Here is an 18,690-nt window from a genome sequence, read left to right on the forward strand (position 1 = left end):
GAATTGGGAATTGGGAATTGGGAATTGGGAATTGGGAATTGGGAATTGGGAATTGGGAATTGGGAATTGGGAATTGGCCCGCGCAGGGCCGCGCAGGCGAAGCGAAGCCCAAAAGTTTAAATCTCCTAGCTGGTAGCTAACCCTCTCTCTTAATTACCGATTACCGATCGCTCGTGCTTACCTCATGTTACACAGAACCGCTATATCACTGTATTTTCCTTGTCCGGGACTGACTGAATTACGCGATCGAGTCAGATAGGGGAAAAAGCGCGATTCGGGAATAAAATTGTGCATAAGGCCGCAACAAGAGCAGAGGCAACCAAGGCTATAAACTAGCCTGAAAAATTAAACATAGTTCCCAAGACAGATAACAGATTATGTCTGTCGGTAGATAATAAAATGTAGCAGATAATTTAAGTGCGCTCTGATATCCGACCGCCCGCAGGAACAGAAAGACATCAAAACGACTAGATAGATGGAAACTTGGCAAACCCCACAAACTAATTTAACCGACATTTCGATCGCAAAGCTTCTGTCGCGCCGCACCCCTCGATCGCCCGATTTGCACGCAGAAAATCGGGCGCTGCAAACCCTTGCCCAACAACTGGCAACCTCCCCCCGCACCATGCTCCAAACACTCGCGGCCATCGCGCGAGAGTTGTGTCGCGCAGATAGTGCCGGAGTCTGCTTGCTAACAGAAAATGCCACATCAGAACAAACTTTTTATTGGGAAGCTTTAGCGGGCGCGTGGGAAGCCGCAGAACAACCAAACAAGCCTCGGACGCTCAATGAAGTCGGAGCCAATCTAGACTTCCAAACTCCCCAGCTTTACCTGCATCCAGAACAATACTTGCAGGACTTGCTGCCGCGCCCGCTGCCGATCGCCGAAGCCTTAGTCCTGCCGCTGCTAGTAGAAAATCAACCGCTGGGAGCAATCTGGATTGTCTCCCACGATGGCGGCCAGTTCGATACCGAAGACCTGCGGATCGGGCTGATGCTATCAGACTTTGCCGTTGCCGCCCTAAAAGTCGATCGCGCCGATCGCACCAAAGAAGCTTGGCGAGAAAGCGAAGAACGCTGGCAGCTTGCATTGCAGAGCAACAACGACGGCATTTGGGAACAGGATTTACAAACAAATTGTCATGTAGCGAGCGATCGCTGTTTACAGATTTTGGAACGCCGGCCCGAAGAAGTCAAGGATCTAGCCCAATACGTGAGCTACATTCATCCCGACGACTTGGAGAGAATTCAAAGCAAGTGGCAGGAACATTTGCACTCCAAAACCTCCCATTACTGCGGAGAATACCGCATCCTCTGTCCCGACGGGCGCTACAAATGGATTTTAGTCAGAGGGCGAGCAGTTTGGGACGAGTCGGGCAATCCCGTGCGGGCCGTGGGTTCCCTGACAGATATCAACGATCGCAAACAAACAGAAACAGCCTTCCAACAAAGCGAAGAACGTTTGAGCGTCGCCATCGAAGGCTCCGGCATGGCAACCTGGGATCAAGACTTGGTAGCAAATCGAGTAATTTGGTCGGCCAACCATTTCAGGATTTTCGGCGGAGAACCGACATTGAGCGGCGAAACAACGCTCGGAATGTGGAAAAACTGCGTGCATCCAGACGACTTAAAGCAAGTCATGCAAGCAGTCAAAACAGCTCGGAAAACCCGCGCGCTATACTCGATCGAATACCGCATCATCCGCGCCGACACCAAAGAAATCCGCTGGTTGAGCGTGTCCGGGCGCTATTTTTACAACGCAGCAGGCTCCGCAGTGCGGTTTGTCGGAGTAGTATTGGATGTTACCGATCGCAAAAAAGCCGAACTCGATTTGCAAGAAAGCCACAACCGCTTCCAACTAGCTACAAGCGCGATCGACGGCATGGTGTTTGAGTGGGATCTGGCATCCAACAGCGTTTACCGTTCCGAAGGACTGTACTCCCTCATCGGTGTCCGCCCCGAGGATGCACCGGCAACACGAGAGTGGTGGAGAGAACGCATCCATCCCCTCGATTTGGCCCGCATCGAGGCCGAGACGGAAGCAATTTTGACTCTCGAACGCTACGAAAGCGAGTACCGAGTCCGGCACGAAGACGGCCGCTGGATCGATGTTTGGCAGCGCGGCACCGCGATTCGCAACCAGCAAGGCGAAGTGACCAAAGTAGTCGGCTTCACCAGCGACATCACCAAGCGCAAACAAGCAGAAACAGCCCTGCGCGATCGCGAAACCCGCCTGCAGTTGATACTCGACAGCGCCAAAGACTACGCCATCTTCACCCTCGACACCGGCGGACACCTTACCAGTTGGAACGCAGGCGCAGAGAGATTGCTGGGCTATTCCGAAGCAGAAATCGTCGGCCGGCACGGACGAATCATCTTCACCCCAGAAGACTCAGCAGCCAGAAAGCCGGAATTAGAAATGCACCTAGCGCTGACTGAAGGAAAAGGAGAAAACGAGCGCTGGCACCTGTGCAAAGACGGCAGCCGTTTTTGGGGCAGCGGGCTGGTGATGCCCCTGCGGGACGCAGGAGGCGAGGTGCAAGGTTTCCTGAAAATCATGCAGGACAAAACCGAGCGCCGGCAAATAGAAGAAGCACTGCGGCAAAGCGAAAATCGCTACCGCACTCTAGCCGATGCCGTGCCGCAGTTAATGTGGATCAACACCGCCGACGGCAGGTTAGATTTTTGCAACCAGCACTGGCAAAACTACACGGGCATGATTCCAGAATTGCCTCTGACAGTGCCTGTGCTGGAATTATTTCATCATGAGGATTTGCCCGCAGTTGTCGCCACCCGCACTCAGGCGATTCAAGCAGGGGAATCCTACGAATTTGAATGTCGGGTACGCAGGTTTGACGGCAGCTACCGCTGGCATTTGGCGCGACTTGTCCCCGTCAAAGACAGCCGGGGAAAAGTGCTGCAATGGGTCGGAATCGGCATTGATATTGACGATCGCAAACAAGCCGAAGAAAGCTTAGCAGAAAGCGATCGCCGCTTCCGCTTCCTGGCTGAATCGCTGCCCCACCTGATTTGGAATGTAGACACCGCCGGAAAACTTCGCTTTGCCAATCAAAAATGGTCGGAATATCTGGGAATGTCCTACGAGGAAGCCACTCAAAACAATTGGGAGTCTTTGGTGCCGCCGTCGGATTTGGCAGAATGTTTTGCCCGCTGGCAAGAGTGTCAAATTACCGGAGAATTTTATCAAGTTGAGTTCCGCCTGCGGCGGGCCTCCGACCAAATGGAACGCTGGCATTTGTCCCGCGCCGTGCCAATTCGCGACGGCCTCGACCAGATTGTCGAGTGGATAGGCACGAATACCGACATTCACGATCGCAAAACAGCCCAACTCAACGAACAGTTTCTCTCGGGCCTCGAACTCCGCTTGCGGCAGCACTCCAACCCCGCAGAAATGTTGTGGGAAGCTACGAGCAGTCTGGGAGAATATCTACAGGTCGATCGCTGCATCTGGCACGAAATCGATACTGCATCGGGACTGGCAATTGTCGATCGAGACTGGCACCGGCCGGGCTTAGCGAGTATCGCCGGCACCTATCCAATCTCAGACTTTAAGACGCCAGAATTGACAAATCTCTGTATGGCAAATCAACCACTTGTCATCTCAGATATCGCTAATTACCCGGATACAGCCTCTTTGGTCGATAATTACGGTGGTCTTGGCATTCGCGCTTTAGTCGATGTTCCCTGCCTTCAGGGAGGGCGCTGGGTGGCTGTTTTGGTGGTGACATCACAGGCAGTGCGGAACTGGCAGATTGATGAAGTTTCGCTGGTGCAAGAAGTGGTGGCTCGCCTCTGGACGACGATCCTGCACGCGCGAGCCTTGCAGGACTTGCACGAAAGCGAGGATCGGTTCCGCGCCCTAGCTGACAACATCGCCCAGTTGGCTTGGATGACAGATGCCACAGGATGGATTTTCTGGTACAACCAGCGCTGGTTTGACTACACGGGGACAACCCTAGAGCAAATGCAAGGCTGGGGCTGGCAGCAGGTGCACCACCCGGAACACGTCGATCGGGTTGTCGCAAAATTTAGGCGCTGCATTGAAAAAGGCGAACTCTGGGAAGATACTTTCCCGATTCGCGGTAAAGACGGATCTTACCGCTGGTTTCTCTCCCGCGCCGTGCCGCTTCACGACGAGAAAGGCAATTTGCTGCGCTGGTGCGGTACCAACACCGACATTACCGATCGCCTCAATGCAGAAGCGGAACGGGAACGCCTGCTAGGCCGGGAAAAGGCCGCCCGAGAAGAAGCAGAACAGGCTAACCGCCTCAAAGACGAATTTTTGGCTGTTTTGTCCCACGAATTGCGGACTCCCTTAAACCCGATTATGGGCTGGGCAAAGCTGTTGCAATCGAACGTGCTGACACCGGAAAAGCAGCGCTACGCCCTAGAAACGATCGAGCGCAACGCCAAACTACAAACTCAGCTAATCGAAGATTTGCTCGATGTGTCGCGGATTCTGCAAGGCAAAGTCAGTTTGAATATTGTACCTGTGGATTTAGCTGAGGCGATCGACAGCGCTATGGAAACTGTACGTTTGTCGGCCCAAGTCAAATCGATTCAAATCAAGGCTCAATTTGCACCGAATGTCGGCAGGGTTTTGGGTGATGGGGGCCGACTTCAGCAGGTTGTGTGGAATTTGCTGTCAAATGCTGTTAAGTTCACCCCGGCGGGAGGCAAAATCGACATTGCTCTCGATCGGGTTGACACTGACGCTCAAATTAGTGTAACTGATACGGGCAAAGGTATAGAACCTGATTTTCTGCCCTACGTGTTCGACTATTTCCGGCAAGCTGACAGCACGTACACGCGCAAGTTTGGCGGATTGGGTTTAGGATTGGCGATCGTCCGCCATCTCGTCGAGCTCCACGGCGGCACAGTGACATCCGACAGTGCAGGCGAAGCAAAAGGCGCGACTTTTACAGTCAAAATCCCCCTGATGCCCGTGCAACCTCCGATAATTCCTGCTGCAAGTGCGCCGCCGGAGAAGTCCTTCAATTTGAGCGGTATCCGGGTGTTAGCGGTGGATGATGATGCTGATGCGCGAGATTTGGTGGTTTTTCTGTTGGAGGATTGCGGCGCAAGCGTGACGGCAGTTTCTAACGCTACCGATGCCTTGGCTGCTTTAATTGTGTCTTTGCCGGATCTGCTGTTGAGCGATATTGGAATGCCCGACACTGACGGTTATATGTTGCTGCGACAGGTTCGGGCTCTGCCTGCAGAGCAAGGCGGACTTGTGCCGGCGATCGCCCTCACGGCTTATGCTGGAGAAATTGACTACCGGCAAGCGCTGGCTGCGGGTTTCCAGCGGCATCTTTCTAAGCCTTTAGATCCTGACAAGTTGCTGCAGACGATGTTGGATTTGCTCGATCGTTCTGGTTGATTTTTTTAAGGTCTTTTTGTGGGTGAAAGGTCTTTGTTTGACGAACCGCGAAGACGCGAAGGGCGCTAAGGAAGAAGGGATGAAGAAAGGCAGAAGTTATATCAAATCCTCTCTTCATCGGAATAGTAAATTAACTGTTAACTGTTAACTGTTGACTGTTAACTGTTGACTGTTAACATCATGAGGAGTGCAACCGGAATTGAGGTTAATCGTCTCAAGTCGGGTTCTACCGACGATGATTTTGAGGCTGCGACGGTTGTTCGATCGCGCATTATCTCAAACAAAAAAACCTCCATTTGCGAGGTTTTTTGATAATTGTTGATGCTAGTCCGACAAGTTATAAGCCTTTCTGTTCTCTCATAGGAGGTACTATCCGGGATAGGGCATAGGGCATCGGGCCTAAAAGCATCGGGCCTAAAAGCATCGGGCCTAAAAGCATCGGGCATAGGGCCTAAAAGCATCGGGCATTGCAACCAACAAATAACCAATAACCAATAACCAATAACAACTGTTAACTGTTAACAGTCAACAGTCAACAGTCAACAGTCAACATCACCAGGAGTGCAAGCGGAATTGATATTAAATATCCTATTCCTGCATGATTGTCTGCTGCAAGTCCACGGGAGCATTAACGGTAGTCGGTACGCACGGCTGGATCGCGATCGCCCGTTGTAGTTGTATAGCGGACAGTTTCTTCGCGTTTGCGGGGAATTAAACCGAACAAACCAGTCAAGCCTAGCAAGCCCAACCATCCCCAATCAAAACCGCGATCGGCATCAGCATTGTAAACATCGGAGCGAGGAACGGTAGTGGTAGTGGTGGTGCTGTTAGTCGTGGGATCTGGAGCTGTCTGAGCATCGGTGCTCGGAATAGTAGTAGTTGTGGTGGTTCTGCTGTTAGTACCGGGAGCTGGATCTGTCTGAGCCGAAGCAGGCAGATGAGTTGGCACAATGGCTAAACCAGCAGCTATAATACCTGCACCAATTGCCTTGGATAAATTAGAACGCTTCATAATTCAAATGCTCTCTGCTTAGAAAAATCTTTAACTATCACCAATATATCGATCGGCTATTGCAGCTACATCCACCTCTAGCAGTAAACATTCCTAAATTCCAGCTATCACTATAGATTTATATCCAATTTTTAGCAGGCGCACGAAATTAAACATAGCTCGCGCAGGCACTCCGACACTAGAAATCCCCGGCCTCGCACCTCCCTCGCCAGTTTCGGCACTCCTGGACTTGGGACAACTTAATCATGTGTTGTTGACAAAAAAAGGTACACTCAGATCTTGCACAGACAACAGTTGGAACTCGATCGACGGAGATCAAAACTTTTGGGAATAGAGCTACGCAGCTACGTATTTCTAGACAACTTGCAGCCGCAGCACGCAGCATACATCGGCACAATCGCCGCTGGATTCTTGCCGCTTCCTGGGGATGCGTCGCTGTGGATAGAAATCTCACCCGGTATCGAAATTAACCGAATTACCGATGTCGCCCTCAAATCCGCCTCCGTGCGCCCCGGAGTGCAGATAGTCGAGCGCTTGTACGGCCTGCTGGAAGTACACTCTGGCCAGCAGGGAGAAACGCGGGCCGCAGGGAAAGCAATTCTAGAATTCATCGGAGTCCGCAGAGAAGAATCTATTAAACCGCGAGTAATTTCTAGCCAAATTATTCGCAACATTGACGCGCACCAAACACAATTAATCAACCGCACCCGCCGCGGACAGTTGCTGCTGGCGGGACAAACGCTTTATGTCTTAGAAGTAGAACCGGCAGCCTATGCAGCGCTGGCGGCCAATGAAGCAGAAAAAGGCGCATCGATTAATATTTTAGAGGTTCAGGCTGTCGGCAGTTTCGGGCGACTTTACCTCGGTGGCTCAGAACAAGATATTTTAGCAGGTTCCCAGGCAGCAATTGCAGCGGTGGAAAGCATATCTGGTCGGGAAAATCCAGCAATTACCGGTCGCAAGGAATAGCCATTAAAGGAGATGCAATTATGGCAAACCCACAGCATTTAGCGCTCCTGAAAAAAGGTGCAGTTAGTTGGATTGAATGGAGAAATCTCAACCCAAATATAGAACCCGATCTCAGCGAGGCTAACTTCGCCCAAGCCAATCTCAGAGGCGCGCAACTCGGGCGGTCAAACCTTTTTAAAATAGATTTATTTAATGCTAAATTAATTGCCGCAAACTTTGCCGAATCTAACCTCAGTTTAGCAAATCTTGCGGGATCGCAACTGCTCGAAACTAATTTGATTAAAGCCAATTTAACTGGAGCAAATCTCCGAAATGCTGACTTCATGGGAGCCGATTTGAGCGGTGCCAATCTCATTGGGGCGGATCTCAGCGCTGCTAATCTCCAACAAACTGATTTGGGAGATGCGAATTTAATCGGTGCGGTGATGTTTCGAGTTAATGCGATCGGCGCAAACCTCAATAATGCTAATCTCAGTCAAGCTAATCTCAATCAAGCCGAATTGATTGAAGCACATTTTTACGCAGCTAATTTATCTAAAGCTAACCTCGGGGAAGCTCACTTTACTGCAGCTTATTTTTTTAGGGCAAATCTCAGTTTTGCTTTGTTGAGCGGTGCCGATTTGCGGTGGGCTAACCTCGGCAAAGCTGATTTGAGGGGAGCGAATTTGACCGGGGCCAATCTCAGAGGGGCGAACTTGGCGGGAGCTAATCTGGACAAAGCTTATTTGAAAAAAACAATTATGCCTGACGGCAGCATTGTTTCAACATAGGTTCGCAGCGAGGACTCTTCGTCCTGACTGCGAACCAATGGTCTCACCGGCAATTAATTTCCTCGAACTGGTGATACTTGATAAAGTCCTCTAACGGGGCCTGGGGCTGTCTGTGAATCTTGCTGCTGCTCTCTCGGTAAAAATTGGTCTTGGAGTCCGGCGGGAGTGGCGAAACAGCCGCTCGGTTGAGGTGATAGCTGGCAAGCCGGAGGCAGCGCCATGACTGAGGAATCGAAGGGATTGACGGCATCTGGGACGCGCAAAATCGGATCGCTGGAAACTTGCCGCTGCATTACTCGTCGGTAAAAGCCGTTGATGCGGCTGGCATCGCGCTCGATTTCTTTTTCGGGAAAGGCAACTACGCCGCTGGGGGCACCGATGCCTAAATAGTCGCCCATGTAGCCTTGCAAGCTGACGTTGTGGTAAAAGTCTCCTGAAGCTTCAAAGAATTGTCGGTTGAAGTCGTCGCTAATCGGGCTAAATCGGGCTGGTTCTGCTTGAGCTCCTTTGACGGATGCGAGTGTGGCAGAGGCGACAGCGAGAATTAAGGCGCGGCTCAGAGTTTTTAATTTTTGACTCATATATTTCTTCGGCTTTTAGATTAATTACGGTTCCAATATAAACTGATTATCGGCGGATTATTTGTGTTTTGTACACGGTGTAAGTTATGGATGCTGGGGATTTAAAGGTGCTGCGCGATCGACTTTTGGATTTGTTGTGCGAGTTTGCGTACCGCGAAGGGGATTTTGTGTTGTCTTCGGGGCAGCAAAGTTCTTATTATATCAACTGCAAACCGGTGACGCTGCACGCTGAAGGTGCTTTGGCTACGGGGCGCTTACTCCTCTCTATGCTGCCGGCTCAGGTGCAGGCTGTGGGCGGTTTGACCTTGGGTGCTGACCCGATTGTAACTGCGGTAAGTGTGGTTTCGGCTCTGGAAGGTCGATCAATTCCGGCGCTAATTGTCCGCAAAGAGACGAAGGGACACGGGACAATGGCCTATATTGAGGGGCCGCTGTTGCCCGCTGGGACTAATGTGGCGGTTTTGGAGGATGTGGTGACGACGGGCAAGTCGGCGATGCAGGCGGTGGAACGGCTGCGGGGTGCAGGTTATAAAGTCGATCGCGTGTTGTCGCTGATCGATCGAGAGCAAGGTGGAGCTCAATTATATCGCGAGCAGGGATTGGATTTTCAGGCCGTTTTTACGATCGCCGATCTCAAGGAATGGATTAGTACCAAGAAATAAGCTGGCGCATCTAAATTTTACCCCAAAATTTCTCGTTTCTCGTTACCAGGTAGAACCTGGTAACGAAGATGCTTTGGCTGTGCCTCGTATGAAAGAGGGTTTCAATCCTGTTAAAAATGCTGCAAGATATCCATCTCAAACAGCAATTTTTATGCTATGAAAACCATCCATTTTATCGACCTATTCTCAGGAATAGGCGGCATGAGATTAGGTTTCGAGTCAGCCGCTGATTCCTTGAATCTAAAAACAGAATGCCTCTTAAGCAGCGAAATTAATCCCGACGCTCAATTAGTTTACCGCAAAAACTTTGCCGACACACCTTTAGGCGATATCCGACTAATTGACAGACTACCAAAACACGATATTTTACTAGCAGGATTCCCCTGTCAGTCTTTCTCCGCTGCTGGCAAAAAAGCAGGTTTTGGCGATACCAGAGGAACCTTATTTTTTGAAATAATGAGGCTGATTGATACCGCTAAACCTCAAGCATTTATTTTCGAGAACGTGCGAGGACTTGTCAGCCACGACGGCGGCAGAACCCTCGAAACAATTAAACACGAAATTACCACTAGAGGTTACAGCTTCGATTGCTTTTTGCTCAACAGTTCTAACTTTAGCTTACCTCAGAACCGCGTCCGAGTTTACCTAGTCGGAATTTTAAATGCTTCGCCCCAATTTGACTTAGTTTCCGACTTAGGGCCAAAAGATTCCCATTCCTGTAACCACCAACAGCTATCGTTATTTTCCCCGTTAAGTAAACTTGTCACAGTGGCAGATATTTTGGAAGACAATCCAGGCCCAAAATATGATTGTTCGCCAGATTTTGTCAAGGCATTAAAACAAATTGTTAACAATGATTTAAATCGCTTGCACGGAATGCGGTTAATTGACTATCGCGGCGGCAATTCGATTCATTCTTGGGAACTTGGTTTGCGAGGAAAATGCAGTTTAGATGAAATTGAGTTGATGAATCTTTTTATATTAAAAAGGCGAAATAAAAAATTTGGCTGTCACCAAGATGGTAAACTTTTAAGTAAAGAGCAAATCGCTACTTTTTTTCCTCATCCCAATCTTGATGAAATTCTGGATTTGCTGGTTGCTAAGAAGTACCTACAGCGGAAAAATGATTTGTACAAGCCTGTGTCGGGTAATTTTTCTTTTGAAGTGTATAAATTTCTCGATCCGCAGAAGATTTCTGTAACGCTTGTTGCCAGCGATGCTAATAAATTAGGTGTTTATCACAATCACAGAGTCCGCCGAATTACTCCCCGCGAGGCGGCGCGGTTACAAGGTTTTTCCGATGGTTTTGTGCTGCATCCCAAGGATGATAAGGCTTACTATCAATTAGGCAATAGTGTGAGTATTAATGTGGTCAAGGCTGTGGCGAAAGAGGTTATGCAAAATGTTTTGTCTTCTATAAAACACAAAGTTAGTGTTTTTTGAATCACCAAGGATAGGCGAATTATATTGAGTGGGCAGTACGATTTTTTTGGGAAAAGCATATGCAATTCCGCACTACGAACCTTTTTTGTTATGCCGATCGCACGCACATGATTTGATATAAATTCCGGTTGCACTCCTCATGATGTTAAGTGTTAACAGTCAACAGTCAACAGTCAACAGTGAATTTACTATTCCGCTCGCACATGATTTGATATTGTTTCCGATATTATTCACACTCCTCTCTCCCGAAACCCAGCGGTAAAGAGAGGTTGTTCCTGGTAACGAGAAAAATCTCAAATCGACTGGCGCGCTCGACAATTCGTCATCGCCCAGCCAAACTTGCTACCACCGCCACTAATTCTGCAGGATCGATCGGCTTGGACAGGTGAAGTTGAAAACCCTGCCGCAGCGCCCGCACCCGTTCCTCTACCCTACCTGTCGCCGTCAGCGCCACCGCTGGAATTTCCTTGTTCCCCGATCGCGATCGCACTTGCCGCAGCAGAGTCTCTCCATCTTCCCCCTGCATTCCGAGTTCGATCGCCAAAACATCGGGATTCATGCAATAAATCACCTCCAAGGCTTCCATTACCGAGGTCGCGGTCTCCACCAAGGCTCCGCAATCTTCGAGCACTGTACGGGCAAAATCCAAGGAATCCCGGTCGCGATCGATCGCCAAAACTCGTACTCCCGAAAGGTTACTGCTCACAAAAGACTCCATCGGGTGCGATCGCGCCGGGGTTTCTCCAACCGCCAACTCCCCAAGCCCTACCACAGAAACTCCGCCCTCGCTATGAGACTGTTTAATTGGCAATCTCACCAAAAACCTCGCTCCTTGTCCCGCACCGGCCGATTCGGCTTCCACTGTTCCCCCGTGCATTTCTACAAAATGGCGCACCAAAGCCAAACCCAAACCCAATCCGTTGTAAGGTCGCGCTGTAGAGCTGTCAGCTTGGCTGAACCGATCGAAAACATGGGGCAAAAACTCCCTCGCAATCCCTTCTCCCGTGTCGCTGACCTCAATTTCGACGCTAGGATGGGACACATTTTTACTCGCAGTTAATTGCGCTTGTCCACCAGCGATCTCCACTTTGTGCAGCGCCACCGTTACCTGTCCGCCGTCAGGAGTAAACTTAATCGCATTTGACAGCAAATTCCACGCCACCTGCTGCAAGCGGCCGGAATCGCCAAAAATCCGCCCCGCTGTTTCGTCGAAATCCGTCACGAGTTGAATATTTTTTGCCCTCCAAGCGGGGGCGAGAGCTTCGATCGCAGCCTCAACAGTCGAAATCAAATCCATCCACCGCAAATTCAGGAACAGTTTGCCGGTAATAATCTCCGACACGTCCAACAAATCTTCGATCAGAGTTGAGAGCGATCGCGTATTGCGGTCGATCGTTGAGAGAGCCCGAACCGTCGTTTTTTCGTCAAACTTGCGGTTTTGCAACAGTTGCGTCCATCCCAGCATCGCATTCAGCGGTGTCCGCAATTCGTGGGACAAAGTTCCCAGAAACTCGTCTTTCATCCGGTTGGCTCGCCCCAATTCCTCGGCTCGATCGTGCAGTGCTTTTTCTAACTCCTTGCGATCCGTCAAATCGAGAACAAAAGCCACAAATTCTTGTCGCTTTTCCCCCAACAAAATATATCCCAACAACACAGAAATCCTGCTACCATCGGGCCGAATGTATTCCTTTTCGTAGGGAGTGCAAACGCCATTTGTTTTTGCCTCTGCAATGCTGCGATCGTCCAGCGGCAGGTGTTCCGGCGGTGTAAGGTCTTTACAGCGGCGGAGTTCCCCGCACTCCAACTGTTCCCGTTCGTAGCCCACTATCCGCAAAAATTCGTCGTTAGCCTCGCTGATGCCATCGTCAAGATCGCCGAAGACAATTCCGATCAAGTTAGATTCTGCCAACATTCTCAGCTTTTCTTCGCTAGCTTTGAGTGCAGATTCTGCTTGCTTGCGATCGCTCACGTCTTCGATGTAAGCCGACAAACCAGAATCGGAAGGATAACAACGCATTTTCAACCACTTATTCAATAAAGGCACGAATTCTTCATACTCTACTGTTACCTGGTCTGCTAATGCTTTGGCTGCCATTTTGTAAAATGGTAATTCCACAGCATTGGGAAATAAATCCAGAAGATTTTTACCGAGGAGTTCGGCTTGTGATTTGCCTAAAAGTTTGAGAGCTTTGTGGTTGATATAAGTGTAATTCCAATTTAAATCGAAGGCGACAAAAGCATCGGTAATGCTTTCGAGAATGTTAGTAATTCGAGCGTTTGCCGATAGCAGGACATGAGCTGTTTCTTCTGCTTCTTTGCGAGCTGCTTGTTCGTTTTTCAAAGCGGCAGTGCGTTCTTGTTCTGCTAATTTGCGATCGCTAATATCGATGCAAGAACCGATGTAACCTGCAAAAGTGCGATCGAGTCTGTACCGGGGTACGCCCGTACCCAAAACCCAGCGGTATTCCCCGTCATAGCGCCTCATGCGACATTCGATACGGTACTCGCGGCGGGCATCGAAGGCTCTGTTGCAAAGATCCCGACATTTTGGCAAGTCATCGGGGTGCAAGCTTTCCATCCAACCGCTGCCCATTTCTTCCGCCAAAGTTTTCCCGGTAAAATCCAACCAAACTTTGTTAAAATAATCGCCAAGGTTGTCAGAGTCCAACATCCAAATCATCACCGGCGCAGTATCTGCCATCATCCGAAATCTCGCTTCGCTCTCGATCCGCTGCGCTTGAGCTGCTTTGCGATCGAGCCGCTCTTTCACTTCTCGCATCGCGCGATCGATCGACGGCACCAAGCGCGTCAAACTGCGTTTAAGAACGTAATCTGTAGCGCCGCTTTTCAAAGTTTCGATCGCGACTTCCTCGCCCAAGGTAGCAGACACAAAAATAAACGGCACTTCGGGACAAGTAGCGTTCGCCATTGAGAGCGCCCCTAATCCGTTAAAACCGGGCAGCATATAATCTGCCAAAATAATATCAAAACATTGTTTGTCTAGTGCCGCAGCAAAGTCTTCCCTAGTGTCTACGCACCGCAGAGAAAACTTGAGACCGCCTTCAACTAGATAAGCCTCAATCAGTTCGGCATCTAGGGCACTGTCTTCTATTAAGAGGATATTTAGCGTTTTCACAACAATTCCTTAATATCTTTTACTTAAAGTTTGAATCAAAATTCTTTGAATACTTCCATTATTCACTCAATTTCGATGGTCGCTCTAAAAAAAAGATAAAAAATTGCTCTGCTTTCTAGTTGAACCTCTGCCCCTGTTGGTTAGTTGATCCCGATTTCTCCACAATAGTCCTGGACGCACTCTTTTTTGCTCGTTACCAGGAAGAGCCTGGTAATGCAGGTGCGGAGCCTCTGCCTCCTTTGCCTGGTAACGCAGGTGCGGAGGAAGAGCCTCCTTTTAGCTCGGCACTTATAGGATAGGACTGCAGGAGATGTTTAAGTTATTAAATTTTCATTTCTAAGTATAGTCTTGGGACGCACTATTTGCCCAGAAACCGAGTTTGATGGACGAAAATACTGCATCTATAGCCTTTCTGTGCTCTGGTATGAGATACTATCCGGCATAGGGCATAGGGCAAACCGGCTAAACCGGGCATACCTCACTTTTTGAGAACCGCTATAGACCTTGAATCGCCATAAAAACCCGATTTCTGTGGTCTTAATGCGATCGCGAACTCGTACAGATCTATGGCACAAATCATATCATGCGCGATCGCTCTTAGAAACCGCTCCTTCAAGGCTCATTCAACCCTGATAGGAAAGCGACTTTTACAGGTTAGGCGATCGACACAATACTAGCTCGATCGTAAGGCAATCGGTTAGTAGGCAAAACCTCCAGATTAATTTCCACTGAATTCAAAGCCGGATTTTCTGCCAGCACCTTTTGCGTCAAATTCTTATTCACAATTTCCCAGAAATCCGTTGCGTTTGGATAAGCACTCAAGAAATTGTCAATGGCTTGGTAAATCGGCACAAAATCAGGATATTCACCCTGGGTAATTCCTGGTTTATACTGATACTTGACATCAATATTTAGATTATTCAAACCCTGATGTTCGATCGCATAATCAGGAATTTTGAAATCCCAGCCTTCTCCTAATTTACCATCGGCTGTGCGAGTCACAGTGCTGCTGCGCTCATAAGGCAATTTTTCCGTCGGCAAAACATCCAAATTAACCGTCACAGACGTAATTGTCGGATTTTCTGCCAGCACTTTTTCCGTCAGGTTTTTGTGGACTATCTCCCAAAAATCAGTTTCGTTTGGGTAATTAACTAAAAAATTGTCAATGCTCTGATAAATCGGCACAAAATTAGGATATTGATAATCTCGAATCCCATCTTTGTACTTGTAATTTAGATCAATATTCAGGTTGTTTAACCCTTGATGTTCGATTGGGTAATTTGCTAGTGAAAAATTCCACTTTTGACCTAATTGAGCATCCGATGGAAAGAAAGCAATTCCCACTGGACGCTCTAACTTGCTGTCGGGAGGAACAAAAATAGAATTGTTACTCAACAAAGTATTGCTCGATATTGGCAGCGGTTCGTCAGTCTTGCCACTGTAGCGTAAAACAGCACCCGCACCGTTAGCGCTGGCGCGGTTGTCAAAGCCCACAGCAAACAAATTGCCCATCGGCGAAAATGCCAAACCACCTACATAATTGCTACTGGGCGAAGTATCAGTATAATTCGTAGGTAAAACCTTAATTAATTCCCCACTGGTTAAATTGTAGCGCCTGATATCGTTAGCAAAATCGCTCACATAAAGGTCGCCATCATCAGGCCCGATAGCCATTCCCAAAAGACTCACAAATCCCTGACTCCGAGGCGAAGGTTCGGGCGAAGCAAAGATACTTGACTGCCTGGTTTCCGGGTTGTAACGCAGCACCTGACTGGGTAAATTTGCGCTAAAATCGGCTTGACCCTTACGAGCAACACTCCCCTGCGTTGTCACGTACAAATAGCCGTCAGGAGCAAACAGTAAATTGTTCGGCCCGTTCAATCCTCCTGCTTGCTGGTTTCCCGCAGCAAATACATCAATGAACTGTCCAGTTTTGCCGTTATATCGGACAATTTGGTCAGTCAAAAAACTACTGACATAAAAATTTCCGTCAGGGCCAAAAGCTAAACCGTAAGGGCGAGACAGGCCGCCAGTTTCATCAGTTGCTGTATTCGGATTGTCAGCGACAAACCTGTCAATATATTCGCCAGTAACTCCGTTATACCGCAATACGGCAGATGCTGTCGGTTCTCCCGAATCTCCTGGTTTGTCGCCGCTAGAAATGTAAATGTCCGCCAAATAAGTCGGGTATTTCGGCTGAAACACCCGCAATATTTCCTTGAATAGGGTTTTATTCCAACAGTTCTGTTGTCTGCCACATAAACTATTTATTTTTGAGCTGATTTTGGCGCTCGGATATGAATTTGACTATACCAGTCCTGGACGCATCACAATCAGATTTTAGATTGAGGGATTGAGGGATTTAGGGATTTAGGGATTTAGGGATTTAGGGATCTATCGATATTCCGTAACAATTTAACGGACTCGCATTCCACACTACGAATCTCTTTTATTATGGTAATTCAATAGTCAAATGGTTTAATAAGTATCTAGAATTTTAGAAATAATTTGACGTAATATCTGCTACATTGGTCGATCGCACTTCTGTCAATTTCTCAAAAAAATGATTGTTCGATGGGATGGCGCGCGATCGCAGTACAATTACCAACTGTCTTGGTTTAGCCAGCCCCATCCTCAAAATTCAACTGTTCTCCAAGCAGCCCAACAGCCTTCTAGGGGAAACGTCCCGATGGGATCGGTCTCAACTCTAAGAGCTAATTTGTTAAGTCCTAGCTAAATTGTCTTAAAATATACAAAGGAGTAAAGTGTTTCCCAAGTCACGTAGTATATTAAAGACAGGCAGTAATTTGCAAGAATTCTTGACAATATAAGTACAGCACAACCGCAGTTACCACCTCCTAACTCTTTCCATATCCAAGGGCGCGGCAAGGTGGGATAGAAGACAATAAAAATGCCGACTTTCACTCTTTGCCCGTGCAGTTGCTTTACTCTCAGGTTTGTTCACGTTATTTGCAGCCAGTTACGAGGAGAGTTGACCACCCGTGCTCCAACGCATCAAACAAGACTTAAAAAACGACCTGATCGCAGGTCTGCTGGTAGTGATACCCTTAGCTACTACCATCTGGCTGACAATTACCGTCGCCAGTTGGGTTATCAATTTTCTTACCAAAATTCCCAAGCAGATCAACCCTTTTGACGGACTCAACCCGATTTGGGTCAATCTGCTGAATTTTTTAGTAGGGCTGGCTGTACCCCTGCTGAGCATTTTACTCATCGGTTTAATGGCCCGCAACATCTTCGGGAAGTGGCTGCTAGACTTTGGCGAACGCCTGTTGCAGGCAATTCCCCTAGCGGGTTCGGTTTACAAAACCCTCAAACAACTGCTGGGAACTATTCTTAACTCAAATGACAAATTTCGCCGAGTGGTGTTGATAGAGTATCCCCGGCGGGGAATCTGGACTTTGGCGTTTGTGACGGGTACGATCGACAGTAACGATATTAAGTCTCATTTGTCCGGCGAAACTCCGATCGGCATTTTCATCCCCACCACGCCCAACCCCACCACCGGATGGTACGCTATAGTCCCGGAAACCGATCTAGTGAATTTGTCAATGTCGATCGAAGATGCCTTTAAACTGATCATCTCCGGCGGCATCGTCAACCCCAGCAACTCAGTTTCAGTCACCGCCGACAACCCCCCAGGCAAAACACTCGAACCTTTAATATCCGAATCTAGATACCAGCGTGTCCCAGTCGAAGAAGACTGAACCAGCCGGAAGCGGAGAAATCCAACACTCAGAAACCCAGTTCATACCAAGAACCAGAAAGCCCGCCCATAAAATTAATATTGAGCACGGTGCAACATCTCAGATTAAAATAGCTGTGGCAATTGCTCGTCTAATATTTTCCCAAAACCTGCCCAGAAACAATCATCACCGAGGGCGGGTTTTTTGCTGATTTTTCTGCTAAAGTCCAAGTTTACAGTCTCAACCAGTATCTAACAATCTCAAAAATTCCGAAATTCCTATCCCAATTTCTATCTAAAAAATATGAAAAAATCCCGCGAAACAGCACGCGAACTCGCACTCCTCGGCATCAGCCAACTACCGTCAAATCCAGAACTCTTAGAAGCGAAGAAACTGGAAGATGTTGTCCTCGCCGCCGTCCGCACCCTGACAGCAGAAGTTCAAGAATCCCTAGAAGCAGCAGCCTCGGAAGTGCAGCGGAGTAGTGACAAACTGCTTGCTAGCGAAATCCGCGCCGGCGATATACAAAGTGCTAGAGTAATGGTGCGCGAAGCTGTGGAACTTACGCAAACCGCCATCAACCGTCTCGGTTCCGCAATGGAGTTTCCAGAAATGCTCCAGCTTGCTAACCAGCAAGATGTCCGCACCTATGCTTTGCAAATCCTGACGAAAGTTAGCGCCAACCGCTCTCAAATTGATGAATTGCTCTCGGAATCCCTCGTGGATTGGCAAATAGATCGGTTGCCCAGGATCGATCGAGATATCATGAGAATTGCGATCGCCGAAATCCTCTATCTCGGCTTAGCCGAACAAGTCGGCGTCAGCGAAGCAGTCCAACTAGCAAAACGTTACAGCGGCGACGAAGGACATCGCTTCATCAACGGAGTCCTCCGCCGAGTAGTCGATAAAATTAACGCAGAAGTTGTCACTCAATAGTCAACAGCCTGCAGTCATTTGTCATCAGTCATTGGTCATTAGTGATTGGCAATCCGCAATCCGCTCTACA

At 48.6% G+C, this 18,690-nt stretch carries 12 protein-coding genes; 7 read left to right on the plus strand and 5 right to left on the minus strand.

Features of this window, described 5'->3' with window-relative positions:
• Window positions 1-475 precede the first annotated feature (475 nt).
• On the plus strand, window positions 476-5,404 hold the full coding sequence (locus QT998_RS23825) for a PAS domain S-box protein (RefSeq protein WP_333118144.1): 4,929 nt from the start codon (window positions 476-478) through the stop codon (window positions 5,402-5,404).
• Window positions 5,405-6,032: 628 nt separating this feature from the next.
• On the opposite strand, the gene QT998_RS23830 is transcribed toward QT998_RS23825, so the two are convergent.
• On the minus strand, window positions 6,033-6,416 hold the full coding sequence (locus QT998_RS23830) for a WGxxGxxG family protein (RefSeq protein WP_333092621.1): 384 nt from the start codon (window positions 6,414-6,416) through the stop codon (window positions 6,033-6,035).
• Between the two features lie 324 nt (window positions 6,417-6,740).
• Here QT998_RS23830 and QT998_RS23835 point away from each other — a divergent pair, with 324 nt between their 5' ends.
• Window positions 6,741-7,385 (plus strand): hypothetical protein, encoded by a 645-nt coding sequence (locus QT998_RS23835; protein ID WP_194010953.1) that lies wholly within the window; start codon window positions 6,741-6,743, stop codon window positions 7,383-7,385.
• Window positions 7,386-7,405: 20 nt separating this feature from the next.
• Window positions 7,406-8,155: a pentapeptide repeat-containing protein gene (locus QT998_RS23840; protein ID WP_333118142.1), complete on the plus strand. Its 750-nt coding sequence runs from the start codon at window positions 7,406-7,408 to the stop codon at window positions 8,153-8,155.
• Window positions 8,156-8,208: 53 nt separating this feature from the next.
• Here QT998_RS23840 and QT998_RS23845 read toward each other — a convergent pair whose 3' ends face one another.
• Entirely contained in the window at window positions 8,209-8,736 is a 528-nt protein-coding gene (locus QT998_RS23845; protein ID WP_333118140.1) for a hypothetical protein, read from the minus strand.
• Window positions 8,737-8,822: 86 nt separating this feature from the next.
• On the opposite strand from QT998_RS23845, the gene pyrE reads away from it, so the two are divergent.
• Together pyrE and dcm are read left to right on the plus strand one after the other, a co-directional pair.
• Window positions 8,823-9,398, plus strand: a complete 576-nt coding sequence (gene pyrE / locus QT998_RS23850; protein ID WP_333118139.1) for an orotate phosphoribosyltransferase — start codon at window positions 8,823-8,825, stop codon at window positions 9,396-9,398.
• A 156-nt stretch (window positions 9,399-9,554) separates the two neighbouring features.
• Window positions 9,555-10,841, plus strand: a complete 1,287-nt coding sequence (dcm, locus tag QT998_RS23855; protein WP_333118138.1) for a DNA (cytosine-5-)-methyltransferase — start codon at window positions 9,555-9,557, stop codon at window positions 10,839-10,841.
• A 322-nt stretch (window positions 10,842-11,163) separates the two neighbouring features.
• On the opposite strand, the gene QT998_RS23860 is transcribed toward dcm, so the two are convergent.
• From QT998_RS23860 to QT998_RS23870, 3 genes are all read right to left on the minus strand, one after another.
• On the minus strand, window positions 11,164-13,977 hold the full coding sequence (locus tag QT998_RS23860) for a PAS domain S-box protein (RefSeq protein ID WP_333118137.1): 2,814 nt from the start codon (window positions 13,975-13,977) through the stop codon (window positions 11,164-11,166).
• A gap of 654 nt (window positions 13,978-14,631) precedes the next feature.
• Complete coding sequence (locus tag QT998_RS23865) at window positions 14,632-16,182, minus strand: Vgb family protein (RefSeq protein ID WP_333118136.1); 1,551 nt, start codon at window positions 16,180-16,182, stop codon at window positions 14,632-14,634.
• Window positions 16,183-16,474: 292 nt separating this feature from the next.
• Complete coding sequence (locus QT998_RS23870; protein ID WP_333092628.1) at window positions 16,475-16,609, minus strand: hypothetical protein; 135 nt, start codon at window positions 16,607-16,609, stop codon at window positions 16,475-16,477.
• A 370-nt stretch (window positions 16,610-16,979) separates the two neighbouring features.
• Here QT998_RS23870 and QT998_RS23875 point away from each other — a divergent pair, with 370 nt between their 5' ends.
• Window positions 16,980-17,705 (plus strand): DUF502 domain-containing protein, encoded by a 726-nt coding sequence (locus QT998_RS23875; RefSeq protein ID WP_333092629.1) that lies wholly within the window; start codon window positions 16,980-16,982, stop codon window positions 17,703-17,705.
• Between the two features lie 282 nt (window positions 17,706-17,987).
• Window positions 17,988-18,620: a transcription antitermination factor NusB gene (gene nusB / locus QT998_RS23880; RefSeq protein ID WP_194010778.1), complete on the plus strand. Its 633-nt coding sequence runs from the start codon at window positions 17,988-17,990 to the stop codon at window positions 18,618-18,620.
• Window positions 18,621-18,690: the final 70 nt, after the last annotated feature.

It is taken from the genome of Microcoleus sp. S1D4 (genome assembly GCF_036700765.1).
In the GTDB taxonomy this organism is placed as follows: domain Bacteria; phylum Cyanobacteriota; class Cyanobacteriia; order Cyanobacteriales; family Microcoleaceae; genus Microcoleus.